Raw genomic sequence first — 12,113 nt, 5'->3', positions numbered from 1 at the left:
CGTTCCGGCGGCCCGGTCAGGTGCGGTGCGGGTGGCCGGCGAGCAGGCCGGCCACCGCGCGCAGCACCTCGCCCGCCCGGGCCGCCTCGGCGCCCAGGCCGGTCTGCCGCCGCAGCACCGCCGGCTCGGCGCGCAGCAGCGCCAGGCCGCGGCGCACCAGCACCCCGGGCGCCTTGCGCTGCTCGGCGAGGTCGCGCGCCAGCCGGCGGACGAAGGTCGCCCCCCGGGGGCGCCGCAGGGCGTACGCCCCGGCCAGGACCCCCCGGCGGCGGCACTCCTCGACGATCTCGGCCGCGAAGATCCCTTCGGCCACGAAAAGTGGCGAATCGGCGACCTCGAATGGCCGGGTGGACACCCGACGGTCCGCACCGATCGCATAAACCGGCACATCGGCCTTGCCCTCCCTGGCCAGTCGGGCAATCGTCTCCACGGCCGCCGCAGCGTCCCAGGAGCGGGGAGACTCCCAATCCACCAGGCCGTTTCGTCGCGGCAACGTAGGGTCATCACCGTTCTTGTAGAAGTCGTCCAGGCAGAGCACCGGAAGGCCGGTTCGCTGCGCTATGTACGACTTTCCGGACCCGGAAGGACCGGCGAGCAGGACAACGCGATGGGGCTGCTTCATTACCTTCAGTGACTCCGGCCAGACGGATTGCTATCAAATTGCATCAACATCTCATCACACCGCTGGCTGCGGCCAACCTGGGCTTTCTCTTTGGCAGGTAGCGTGATGGAATCTCGGATGGTCCGGCCCGCAGGGTCGGCCGCTGGTCCTTGTCCAGGGGCAACGCGGATCCAGAAATCGCGAGGGCGGTGACGTGAGCAAACGGCCAAAGCCGGCGGGCTCCTTCCTGTCGCGTCTGCGCCGGCCGGCCGGTCGGTTCCGCGACATGCCGATCTGGTCCAAGCTCGGTCTCATCATGATCGTGCCGACCATCGCCACGGTGGTCGTGGGCACCAGCGGTCTGGTCGACCACCTGGAGACCCTCAACAACGCCAACCGGGCCGGCGACCTCGCCAACCTCGTCGGCTACTCGGGCGACCTGGTCGACACCCTCCAGGACGAGCGGACCAACGCGCTGCGCCTGCTGGGCGTCCCGCGCGGCCAGGACAACGCCCGTTACAAGCAGGCGTACGAGCGGGCCAACGCCGACGTCGACACGGCTAAAGGGCGGTACTCCCAGCAGCGGGCCGAGGTCGAGGACCTCCCGGCCAACCTCGACGGCCTGCTGGGCGAGATCGACCAGACCCTGACCGACCTGCCCGGCACCCGCAGCCAGGTCTTCAACGGCAAGCTCGGGCTCGTCCCGGCCATGCAGGCCTACGACGGCCTGATCGACGACCTGATCAGCATCCGCGACTCGGCCACCCAGCTCGCCGGCGACAACGAGCTCAGCGACAAGATGCGCGCGTCGACCGCCACCGCCCGGAACAAGGAGTTCCTCTCCCGCCGCCGCGACGTGGTGCACCGGGCGTTCATCCAGCAGCGGCTCACCCCGAACCTGCGCAACGAGTACATCGCCACCAGCACCGGCTCCAGCCAGTGGTTGCAGAGCTTCCAGGTGGTGGCCAGCCAGCCCGAGCAGGAGTACTACGCCCAGGTGGTCGCCGGCCCCGACCTGCGCGAGGCGAACACCTACAACAGCTGGCTCAACGGCATCACCACCGCCGACACCCTGACCGGCGCCCCGTTCGACGCCGACCAGTGGGACGCGGCGATGGTGGCCAACGCCAAGCTGATCCGTACGGTCGAGACGAAGATCGACCGCGAGGTCGTCACGGGCGCGGAGAACCTCCGCTCCGACGTGCAGCGCCAGGTGTTCCTGGAGACCGGCCTGCTGCTCAGCATGCTGCTCCTGGCGATCCTCTTCGCCTACCTGGTCGCCCGCTCGATGGCCCGCTCCCTACGCGACCTGCGTCAGGGCGCCCTCTCCATCGCCCAGTACGGCCTGCCCCAGGCCGTGGCCCGGCTGCGCGACCCCAAGGTGACCGGTCAGCTCTCCCCGGTGCAGCTCGCCAACCAGATCGCCGAGCCGCTGCCGGTGCGCAGCAAGGACGAGTTCGGCCAGGTGACCGAGGCGTTCAACGCGGTCCACCTGGAGGCCGTCCGCACCGCCGCCGAGCAGGCCGCGCTGCGCGCGTCCGTCGCGACGATGTTCGTCAACCTGGCCCGCCGGTCACAGATCCTGGTCGACCGCCTGATCGGTCACCTCGACCGGCTTGAGCGCGGCGAGGAGGACCCGGACCGGCTGGCCGAGCTGTTCCAGCTCGACCACCTGGCCACCCGGATGCGCCGTAACGACGAGAACCTCCTGGTGCTCGCCGGCGCCGACTCCACCCGCGTGCAGCGGCAGCCGGCCGCGCTGATCGACGTGCTCCGGGCGGCCCAGTCCGAGGTCGAGCACTACACCCGGATCGAGTTCGGGGTGATCGACCGGGACATCGAGGTCGCGGCGCACGCCGTCAACGACCTGGTCCACCTGGTCGCCGAGCTGTTCGACAACGCCACCGCCTTCTCGCCGCCAGACTCGCACGTCATGGTGGAGGCCCGGCGCGTCGGCGACCGCGCGTCGCTCTACGTGGAGGACCGGGGCATCGGGATCAGCCCCGATCAGCTCCACGACCTCAACGAGCGGCTCGCCACGCCGCCGCAGGTCGACGTGGCCGTCTCGCGGATGATGGGCCTGGTCGTGGTCGCCCGGCTGGCGTCCCGGCACGGCGTCAAGGTCGAGCTGCGTCCGGGCACCGACCGGGGGACCGTCGCCGAGGTGGTCATGCCGACCTCGGTGCTCGTGCCCCGGGCGCTCTCCGGCCGCCCGCAGTCGTCGCCCGCGCTGCCGGCGCCCGGCCGGCAGCCGCACGGCCCGGCCCCCGCCTTCGGCGCGCTGCCGGCGCTCGGCAACGGCCCGGCAAACCCCATGCCCACGCAGCGCCCCGGCGAGTCCGGCAACCAGGTCACCCTGGGCGGCCGGCCGTTCGACCCGGCGCCGCGCAACGGAGCCGGCACGCCGGCCTCGGCCGGCTCGACGCGGTCCATGCCGGCCTGGTCGGACCTGACCGGCGCCAGCGGCTTCAACGGCGGCGAGGCATTCCGGCCGCGTACGTCGAACGGCGAGTCGACCGACCCGCTGCCGCAGCGGAGGTCGGCCGACGACCAGGACGCCACGGGCCAGCAGCAGGCCGTCCCGCGGCAGCTGCCCAGCAGCCCCGAGGCCCGGCCGTACTCCGTTCCGCCGGTCTCCGCGCCGCCCCTGCCCTACGCGGGCCCGCCGGTGTCGACCCCGCCGGTTCCCTACTCCGCGCCGCCGGTCTCCGGCCCGCCGGTCTCCGGCATGCCGGTCTCGGCGTCACCCGTCTCCGGCCACCCGTACTCCGGCCCGCCGGTCTCGGCCGCGCCGTACTCCGGTCCGCCGTACTCGCCGCCGTCGACCGGCCCGCTGCCGCAGCGCCCGGCCCCCGGCACGCCCGGTCCGAGCACGCCGGCGCCGCCGGCCTGGCCGCCGGTCGCCGGTGCGGACCGGGACGTGGCGACCCCGCCGGTGCCCGAGCGGCTGGCCGCCGCGCTGGACATGACGACCGAACTGCCGCGGGTGCCGCGCTCCGGCGCGCCCACCCCGGCGGCCCAGGCTCCCGCGCCGGCGGAGCGGTCGGCACCGGCCGTCCCGCAGGCGCGGCCGACAACGCCGCCGGCCCAGACCCCGCAGCGGTACGCGGACGAGACGATGGAGCTGCCGATCTTCCGGGAGCTCGAGTCGGCCTGGTTCCGTACCCGCCGCCCGGGGCCGGAGGAGGCGGCGCCGGCCGCCGAGAAGACGCCGACCAACGGTGCACCGACCCAGCAGTTCGCCCGGGTCGACGCCGGCGGTCGGGCCGTGCAGCCGACACCACCCGGGACGACAGGTAACGCACCGATGGCAGACACTCCGGCGGCCGGAGGAGCGCCGCGCGAGAACGGACCGACGGCCAACGGGGGTGCCCGCCCCGGCGTCGCCGACAGCTTCGGTCACCGCCGCTCCTCGCAACAGGGGGGTTGGCAGACCGCGGCCGACGACGGGTGGCGTGCCGCCTCGGCGGCGACCGAGGTGCCCGTCGCGGCGACCACCTCGACCGGTCTACCCAAGCGCACCCCGATGGCGCAGCTGGTGCCCGGCGCGGTGGAGAAGCCCACCACCTCGGTGCAGCGGCGTACGCCGGAGGGTGTCCGAGGCCTGCTTTCGGCCTACCATCGGGGCGTGCAGCGGGGGCGTACGAACCCGTCGGACAGCAACCCGACCAGCCCGGAGGTGACTCCGGGAGGGCAGCAATCCTCGCAGTCTGGCTCAGGCCCGATGGCCGGGAGCGGGCAGAAGGAGCAAGAACGATGACAACTACGCAGGATCTCGGTTGGCTGCTGGCCAACTTCGCCGACCGGGTACCCGGTGTCGCGCACGCGGTCGCCGTCTCCGCGGACGGACTGCTCCTCGCGTCGTCACGGGACCTCCCGCGGGACCGGGCCGATCAGCTGGCCGCGATCGCGTCCGGCCTGGTCAGCCTCACCCAGGGCGCGGCCCGCTGCTTCGAGGGAGGCGCGGTGCTGCAGACAGTGGTGGAGATGGACAATGGCTTCCTGTTCCTGATGTCCATCTCGGACGGGTCGTCGTTCGCGGTGCTCGCCGCCCGCAGCAGCGACGTGGGACAGGTGGGCTACGAGATGGCCCTGCTGGTCGACCGGGTGGGCGACGCGTTGACCCCGCAGCCACGCGCGGCTGCGGGAATGCTGGGCTGACGACCCGTTGACCCGTGAGGTCGGCGGGGTGACAACGACAACGACGACGGCTCCATCCGGAGCCGGTGCCGGGTGCGAGGGAGGTGAGCGGCGACATGGCCGATCGTGACGAACCGACCGGAGCGTTGGTCCGTCCATACGCCGTTACCCGTGGTCGTACCCGCCCCCGCCTCGACATCGCGCTGGAGGCGCTCGTCGAGACGACGGTGCGCGGCCGCGCCGCTGCCAATGGCAACGGCGCTCAGGGCCGCGAGCACCAGTACATCGCTGCGCTGTGTGATGGACGTGTGCAGTCGCTCGCCGAGATCGCGGCGCGGATGCAGCTCCCGCTCGGTGTGGCCCGGGTGCTCATCGCCGACATGGCGACGGACGGCCTGGTCGCGGTCCACGAGCCGACCATTCTGGACGACTCGGACGACGCGGTGGGCACTGAACTGCTGGAGAGGGTGCTGAGTGGACTTCGCAGGCTCTGACATGTCGCACCGCCCGCCGACCCCGAGTGGGCGCGTGACGTCGGCGAAGATCGTTATCGCCGGTGGATTCGGCGTCGGCAAGACGACGCTGGTCGGCTCGGTCTCGGAGATCACGCCGCTGACGACCGAGGCCATCATGACCTCCGCCGGCGTGGGCGTCGACGACACCCGGCAGGTGCCGGGCAAGACGACGACCACGGTGGCGATGGACTTCGGCCGCATCTCGATCGACCGTGACCTGATCCTGTACCTGTTCGGTACGCCGGGGCAGACCCGGTTCTGGTTCATGTGGGACGAGTTGGTCCGAGGTGCGATCGGCGCGGTCGTGCTGGTGGACACCCGCCGGCTGGCCGACTGCTTCGCGGCGATCGACTTCTTCGAGCACCGGCGGCTGCCGTACCTGGTGGCCATCAACTGCTTCGACGGGATGCAGTACCACGACCCGCAGGACGTCCGGGATGCGCTCGCGATCCCCGGCGACGTGCCGGTGGTGGCCTGCGACGCCCGTAACCGGGAGTCGACGAAGCACGTGCTGATCTCGCTGGTCGAGTACGTGCTGACCATGCGGCGCTCGCGCGCCGTGGCGCCGGCCTGATCATCGCGACGCGTCCGGTGACGGCCTCGGCCGCCACCGGGCGCTCGTCGCTGCCCGCGCCCAGGTGACGCGGGGTCAGGACACCCGCGTCCAGGCACCCGCGCTGACGGTGTAGACGCCCAGCGAGCCCTGGTCCATGCCGCCGTGGCGGATGGGGGTGAAGGAGTACATCCCCGCCATCCCCTCGGTGACCTGGTTCTGCAGGAACGCCCGGATCCGGCCACGGTCGACGCTGGTGGACAGCCGCGCCGCGTCGGCGATCAGCTGCACCGCGTCCGACGCGTACGGGGCGAAGCCGCTGAACCCGCCGTGCAGCTGGACGTAGCGGTAGACGAACTCCTTGCGGTCCAGCGCCGACATGGTGGTGTTGGCGAGCATCGCCCCGCCGAGCGAGGTCGGGTTGACGGCGTACGCGCCCTCCAGGAGGGCCGCGTTCCCGCCCTCCAGGGTCTGCTCGGCGACCCCGCCCGCGTCGAGGAACACCGGCCCGTCGTAGCCGGCCCGGCGCAGCGCCCCGACCGCGGCGGCCGAGTCCGGGGCGGTCGCCCACACCACCACCCCGTCGGGGCGCGAGGCCGTCGCCGCGCGGGCCGCCCGGCGGAGGTCCGCGCCGGTGCGGGGCAGCCGGGTGGCGGTGCCCAGCGCCACCCCGGCCGTCCGCAGGGCACCTGTCATGGCCCGTACGCCGGAGTCGCCGTGCAGGCCGTCCGCGGCCAGCAGCGCCACCCGGGAGAGCCGCTGCGAGGCGATGAGCCGGGCGAGCCGACGGGCCATGTCGCCAGCGTCCGGGGTCATCTTGAAGACGTACGTCCGCTGCGCCAGCGGCAGCACGATCCCGTCGCCGAAGGCGAGTGAGAGGAACGGCACCCGTTCCATCTGCGCCACCCCGGCCAGGGCCATCGAGGTCTCGGCCATGGTGCCGCCCACCAGGGCGTGTACGCCGCCGTCTCGGGCCAGTGCGGTGGCCTGCCGGGCCGCCAGCGCGGGGTTGCCGGCGTTGTCCCGCACCTCCAGCCGTACGGCGCGGCGGAGGTTGCCGATCGGCACGCCGTTGGCGTTGAGCGATTCGAGGGTGATCTCCAGCGCTCGCTGCTGGAGGACGCCGAGCGCGGCGCCGGGACCGGTCAGCTCCAGGCTGACCCCGACCAGCAGTTCCTGACCACCCGGGGCGACCGCCGTGGCGCGATCGCCCTCGCCCGCCTCGCCGCGCCCGCAGGCGCTGAGCAGGAGCGTGCCGGCCGTCGCGGCCAGCAGGCCCCGACGGGTGAACACGGAGGGGCCGTTCGCCGATGTCGCCATGAGTCGCCTTCCCACCCGACGACCCCTGCCGCCGGCTGTTCCGCCGGTATGCTCCCGGCCGCCGCGACGTGGCGTCAAATTATCCGGGTGTGGGCAGGAACACGCAGGTGGGAGGCGGTTTCCCGGCGGTCAGGAACGGTAGCCGGCGGAGCGGTACTCGTATTCCCGATCGTCGTCGCGGTCGCCCGTGTCACGGGTGAAGTCCCAGCCGCCGGCGGCCTCCCGGCCGGGTCGGCCGCCGACCGCGAACCCGCCGATCTCCTGTCCACGGCGCCAGCCGCGGAAGTAGCCGGTGGTGTTCTCGGCGAGGCTCGCCGCGTCGCGGACGATCCGCAGGGGTCGCTCGTCCCGCAGCGGTGAGCCGGGGACGAGGTTGGCCTGGGGGACCCGCTTCGGCAGCCCCGCCGGGGTCTCGGCGCCGACCGCCGGGCGGGCGGCCTGCTCGGCCGCCTGCCAGCCGGTGTCGGCCGTGGTCGACCACTCCAGGTCGGACTCGTCGTCGTGCCCCACGAACCAGGCGGACTTGGCCTGGGCGAAGATCAGCAGGTCGCCGTCGCCCTCGTCGGACACGGGCGGCGGGCGGCGCTCCATCGGGGGCGCCGGGCGGTAGTCGGCCGCCGGCCGCTCGTCACGCGGTGCCGGCCGGTACTCGGCCGCCGGTCGCTCGTCGCGGGGGGCCGGTCGCTCGTCGCGGAGGGCGGGCCGCTCGTCGCGGAGTGCCGGGCGGTAGTCGGCGGCCGGTCGCTCGTCGCGGGGCGCCGGCCGGTACTCGGTCGGCGGCCGCTCCTCGCGGGGGGAGGGCCGGCCACTGCGGGCGGCCTCCTCGCGGTCGACCAGCCGCAGCGGGGGCGTCTCGGGCTGGGCGTCGGCGGCCGGGCCCGTTCCGTCGCGCAGCGCGCGGTCCGCCAGCGGCGGGGGCTCGACCAGCCGTAGCACCGGCGGCTCCTGGGGCAGGTCGTCGGCCAGCCAGGGCGGGGTGACCCGGCGCTCCGACCCCGGATCGGTCGGGGCGTCGACGCCGCGCCCGCCGTAGGAGCCGACGACCGGGTTCTTGGCGGAACTGTCGGCCGGGTCCTCCGGGTTGTTGACCAGCGGCCAGTTCGCCCGGGAGCCGGGCGGAGCGGACTCCGCCCGGGCGGCCGGGGAGGTGGGTTCCTGGCCGGGGCGTGGCGTAGGCACGGGAACGCTGAGGTCGGTGGCGCTGAAGCCGCCCGTCGGCGTGGCCGGCTCGCCGTTGGTCTTCGGGCGGGGCGGGATCACGGTGCGCTGGCGCTCCGCGCGGGCGCTCTGGATCGCCGCCGTGGTCAGGGTGGGGCGGAACGGCTCTCCCGCCTCGGCCGGCGGCACCGTGCCCCGCTGCGCCGGTGCGATGGGGGTGATGCCCGGCGGCGGAGGCGGCGGCGCGGACACCGGGCGGTTGGTCGGGCCGTCGATCCGGCTCGGCAGCGACCCGGGGCGCGTGGGGGGCGCGGAGACCGGGGGACCGGCGACCGCGGCCGGCGTCACCGGCGTCGGCGCGACCGGCGGCGGGCTGACGGGGGCCGGTGCGACCGGCGGCGGGCCGAGCGGCCGGGGGGCCGGGGGCGGCGTCGGGCCGGAGGCGGGCTCGGGCCGGCTGCGGCGGCCACCGCCCGGGGCGGGCTCGGGCTCGGCGGGCCGGAGGGCACGCAGGCCGTTGCCGGTGGGGGTGAGGCCGGGCAGGGCACCGCCGGTGGGGGCGAGGCCGGATGCGTCGCCGAGCGGTTCGCCGTGCCGGATCGCGGCGCGGCGGCCGGGGGCCGGGGTGGCGGGCGTGCCGACCCGGTCGTTGAGCGCGCCCACCAGCGCCTGGCAGCCGGCGTCGCAGGCCCGGACGGAGGCGACCGCCTGCCGCACGGTCTCCGCCACGGCGGAGGTGAGGGAGCGGTTGACGGTGGCGCGTCGGGGCGTCTCGCTGATGGCCACCCGCAGGGCGGTCACCGCTGAGGTGAGCTCGTCGGCGTCGGCGACCCCGTCGGCGGCGAGCCGCGCCGTGACCGCCTCGGCGGAGGCCGGGGCGCCGTCGCCGCGGTCCACGGTGCCGCCCAGCATGCCGGGCTCGGGCAGGGCGTCCAGCACGGCCAGCGAGACCGGCTCGGCCGGGTCCGGGTACGCCCGCAAAGCGGCCGGGTAGAGCTCGCGGAGCACCTCCCGCAGCGCGACGGCGGCGGAGTGCCGGCCGCTGGCCAGGGCGGCGTGCGCGGCGAGGACCTGCTTGTAGCCGGCGAGGTCCCGGGGGGCCGGGAGGGTGACGGCGGAGAGGGCGCCGGCCTGCAGGGCGCGGGCCAGGCCGACGGCGCGCCGCTCGGCCGGGGGCGACTGCATCTCCTCCAGGGAGTCGTCGTCGGCGAAGCGCTCGGCGAAGTCGTCGACGGAGTCGTCGTCGGCGATCGCCAGTGGACGCCCGGCGGCGCTGAGCAGCGAGGTGACCGTGTGGTCGTCGCTGTCGGCGGCGATGGCCGCACCGCTCGGCCCGCCCGACCGCTCCACGAGCAGCGCGACCAGCTGGGCGTAGCCAGCGGGGTCGTCGCCGATCTCGCAGACATGCAGCAGACGGCCTGCGTCGTCGACCACAGCGGACGTCAGCGTCGAACCGGCCGAGACCGGTCGGTCGGCCGGATCCGCCGAGGCCAGACCGCAGTACACGCGCACGAGCGCCACGGCGTCGTCCTCCTCCCGGGACACAAGGCTTTCACTGCCAGAGACTGATGCTCCCCGTAAAGGGTCAGTCGCGCCAGTCCACGGTCGCAGAGATCTTCCCGACAATGGTGCGCCAACCCAGACTTGCGGTTTGTGCCCCGATTTTCCTCAGTCGGCGCCGACCGAAGAACCCGCCGACGCCGCCGTCGACCGAGGCACGCAGCGCCTCGTCCAGGTCGTCGAGGCTGGAGCCGGCGGAGAGCATGTCCAGCACCGCGGGCAGCCGCAGCGCGTACGCCAGGTCGCGGGCCACCTCGCCGGCCTCGATGAGCAGCGTCCAGTCCCAGGTGTCGTGCCCGCCGCGGAGGTTCTCGACCACCAGGTCGAGCTCGTAGACGTCCTCGTCGAGTGGCGCGATGTCGGCCGGCTCCACCCGTTCGGACAGTTCATTCCAGCTGTCCAGTTGAGACAGGTCGTTCGGCGCCCCGGAGCGGATGAAGCTGACCAGCGACTCGGGCGTCTTGAAGAGCAGCAGCTTCCCACGGTGGGTGAGGAAGACCGGCACCTCCTCGTCGCCCGCCTCGTCCTCGTCGTCCTCGGCGGCGGTCTCGGCGTCCTCGTCGTCGGTCGCGTCGCGGCGGCGGCCCTTGGCCTCCTCGTCGTCGCTCTCGGCGAACTCCTGGGCGACCTCCTCGTCGAGGATGACGACGGCCTCGTCGTCGTCATCCTCGTCCTCCTCCGTGACCTGGCGGCGGGCCAGGAACGGGTCGTCCTGGTCGCGCTCGGTGACGTCGGTCGGGGTCAGTTCCCGCGCCGGCCGGTAGGCCCGCAGGGTGTAGCCCGTGCCGGCGGGCAGCGCGATCTCCACCGGGTCGATCCGCAGCTCGTCCCAGAGGGCGCGGGCGGCCTCGGCCGAGACGGTTGCGGTGCCGGACTCGGCCGGGGCGTCGGCGTCGTCGAGCTCGGGCTCGTCGGCGTCGGGCCGTTGGGGCGACTGGCGGGCCACGCTGACCTCCGTGTGCTTCGGGTTGCCCGCCGGCGTCCGCCGCCGGCGAGTGACTCTGGGCACATACCCTAGTGGGCGTCTCCGGGAGACCGGTGCCCGCACCCCGGTGGCGGAGCGGGCGGCCGACAAGTAGCGTTGCTACGCATGAAGGCCCAGGCGCTGCACGGACACCTCGACGCGCTGCTGCTCGCGGTGCTCGAGCAGGGTCCGCTGCACGGCTACGCGATCATCGAGGCGCTGCGCAACCGCAGCGACGGGCAGCTCGACCTGCCGACCGGCACCATCTATCCCGCGCTGCGCCGGCTGGAGCGGGCCGGCCACGTGGCCAGCACCTGGAGCACCGTCAACGGGCGGGAGCGGCGGACGTACCAACTCACCGACGAGGGCCGGCGGGCGCTGGCCGGCGAGCGGTCCGGGTGGCGCGAGTTCCGCTCCATCGTCGGCCGGTTCCTCGACACCGACACCCCGCCGGCGACGCCGGCCTGACGGGCGCCGGCCAGCGCGACAGGCCGGTGTCCCTCGTCCGTCCTCCGTCGCGCGGAACGGGCGGCAGACCCTGACCCGGGCGGAGCGCCCGATCCGTGGCCGGGATCAGCGGGCGGCGAGCAGCCAGGTGCGGGCGGCCCGGCCGAGCCAGAGGTAGCCGGCGGCGGCCACCGCCGTGCCGATGATCATGGGCGGCCAGGTGAGCGCGTCGTCCCAGAGGCCGATCGACCACGCGAAGAGTGCCGAGCCGGTCAGTACGCCGAGGGCGAGGACCCCGACGAGGGCCGCCCCCACCGCCCGGTCGGCGCCGCCGCGCAGCGCCGCCCGGCCGGCCCGCAGCAGCCCTGTCGCGGCCAGCGCGAACGCCGCCGCCCAGATCCAGCCCACCGACGCGGACAGCAGCTGGTAGGCGGCCGGCGGCGGGGAGCCGCCCCAGCTCGACCCCTGCCAGGTGAGGTCGCCGCCGACGAACGCGACCGTGGCGAGCGCGATGACCCGCAGCGACAGCCCGCGCAGCGCGCCCGCCGCCAGCTCCGCCTGGTAGGCCGGGGCGAGCTGCGCCGGCGAGCCGAACTCGGCCACCGCCCGGCGCTGCGCCTCCGTCGCCGGCATCCCGTCGGCCCGGTACGCCTCGACGGCGTCCAGCAGCCCGTGCCGTGCCTCGGTCAGCAGGTCGGACTTGAGCCGGCGCGGCCCCCGCAGGTGCGCGCCCAGCTCCCGCAGCCGTTCCTCCACCGTCGTCGCGTCGTCCTCGCCCCGCATGGCCCCACCCTGTCACGGGTCGCCGCCGGACGTCGTCGGGGACAAACCCTGGCCCGACCCGGAGCCGACGGG

At 74.5% G+C, this 12,113-nt stretch carries 10 protein-coding genes; 5 read left to right on the top strand and 5 right to left on the bottom strand.

All coding sequences use genetic code 11. The features are described 5' to 3' along the window. Positions 1-16: 16 nt before the first annotated feature. The gene (locus tag EV374_RS33205) at positions 17-355 is read right to left on the bottom strand and encodes a hypothetical protein (RefSeq protein WP_486485550.1); all 339 of its coding nucleotides are present in this window, start codon (positions 353-355) and stop codon (positions 17-19) included. 460 nt (positions 356-815) lie between these two features. Between EV374_RS33205 and EV374_RS03345 the strand changes: the two genes are divergently transcribed. The 4 genes from EV374_RS03345 (at position 816) to EV374_RS03330 (ending at position 5,830) form a co-directional block, all read left to right on the top strand. Continuing rightward, a complete protein-coding gene (locus EV374_RS03345; RefSeq protein ID WP_132231434.1) occupies positions 816-4,361 on the top strand; it encodes a nitrate- and nitrite sensing domain-containing protein in 3,546 nt (1,181 codons plus the stop codon). Then, on the top strand, positions 4,358-4,762 hold the full coding sequence (locus tag EV374_RS03340) for a roadblock/LC7 domain-containing protein (RefSeq protein ID WP_007455462.1): 405 nt from the start codon (positions 4,358-4,360) through the stop codon (positions 4,760-4,762). The genes EV374_RS03345 and EV374_RS03340 overlap by 4 nt, the downstream gene beginning before the upstream one ends. A 95-nt stretch (positions 4,763-4,857) precedes the next feature. Then, complete coding sequence (locus EV374_RS03335) at positions 4,858-5,235, top strand: DUF742 domain-containing protein (protein ID WP_132232372.1); 378 nt, start codon at positions 4,858-4,860, stop codon at positions 5,233-5,235. Between the two features lies 1 nt (position 5,236). Next, positions 5,237-5,830, top strand: coding sequence for a GTP-binding protein (locus EV374_RS03330; protein ID WP_132231432.1), 594 nt, complete (start codon positions 5,237-5,239; stop codon positions 5,828-5,830). A 75-nt stretch (positions 5,831-5,905) separates the two neighbouring features. Here the strand turns inward: EV374_RS03330 and EV374_RS03325 are convergent, their stop codons facing one another. From EV374_RS03325 to EV374_RS03315, 3 genes are all read right to left on the bottom strand, one after another. Beyond that, the gene (locus EV374_RS03325; protein WP_132231430.1) at positions 5,906-7,129 is read right to left on the bottom strand and encodes an ABC transporter substrate-binding protein; all 1,224 of its coding nucleotides are present in this window, start codon (positions 7,127-7,129) and stop codon (positions 5,906-5,908) included. Between the two features lie 129 nt (positions 7,130-7,258). Then, a complete protein-coding gene (locus tag EV374_RS03320; RefSeq protein ID WP_132231428.1) occupies positions 7,259-9,832 on the bottom strand; it encodes a transposase in 2,574 nt (857 codons plus the stop codon). Between the two features lie 40 nt (positions 9,833-9,872). Further along, positions 9,873-10,856: a DNA primase gene (locus EV374_RS03315; RefSeq protein ID WP_486485549.1), complete on the bottom strand. Its 984-nt coding sequence runs from the start codon at positions 10,854-10,856 to the stop codon at positions 9,873-9,875. An 81-nt stretch (positions 10,857-10,937) separates the two neighbouring features. On the opposite strand from EV374_RS03315, the gene EV374_RS03310 reads away from it, so the two are divergent. Next, positions 10,938-11,279 (top strand): helix-turn-helix transcriptional regulator, encoded by a 342-nt coding sequence (locus EV374_RS03310; protein WP_132231426.1) that lies wholly within the window; start codon positions 10,938-10,940, stop codon positions 11,277-11,279. Between the two features lie 105 nt (positions 11,280-11,384). Here EV374_RS03310 and EV374_RS32400 read toward each other — a convergent pair whose 3' ends face one another. Continuing rightward, entirely contained in the window at positions 11,385-12,041 is a 657-nt protein-coding gene (locus tag EV374_RS32400) for a permease prefix domain 1-containing protein (protein WP_165947707.1), read from the bottom strand. Positions 12,042-12,113 lie beyond the last annotated feature (72 nt).

This window comes from Micromonospora sp. CNZ303, assembly GCF_004345505.1.
The sequence above is the reverse complement of the archived record's forward strand: the minus strand, read 5'-3'. Positions and strand labels throughout refer to the sequence as shown.

Excerpts from the sequence above, each read along its gene's own strand:
- EV374_RS03340 (WP_007455462.1), top strand. The coding sequence starts at position 4,358 with ATGACAACTACGCAGGATCTCGGTTGGCTGCTGGCCAACTTCGCCGAC.
- EV374_RS03335 (WP_132232372.1), top strand. The coding sequence starts at position 4,858 with ATGGCCGATCGTGACGAACCGACCGGAGCGTTGGTCCGTCCATACGCC.
- EV374_RS03330 (WP_132231432.1), top strand. The coding sequence starts at position 5,237 with ATGTCGCACCGCCCGCCGACCCCGAGTGGGCGCGTGACGTCGGCGAAG.
- EV374_RS03325 (WP_132231430.1), bottom strand. The coding sequence starts at position 7,129 with ATGGCGACATCGGCGAACGGCCCCTCCGTGTTCACCCGTCGGGGCCTG.
- EV374_RS03310 (WP_132231426.1), top strand. The coding sequence starts at position 10,938 with ATGAAGGCCCAGGCGCTGCACGGACACCTCGACGCGCTGCTGCTCGCG.
- EV374_RS32400 (WP_165947707.1), bottom strand. The coding sequence starts at position 12,041 with ATGCGGGGCGAGGACGACGCGACGACGGTGGAGGAACGGCTGCGGGAG.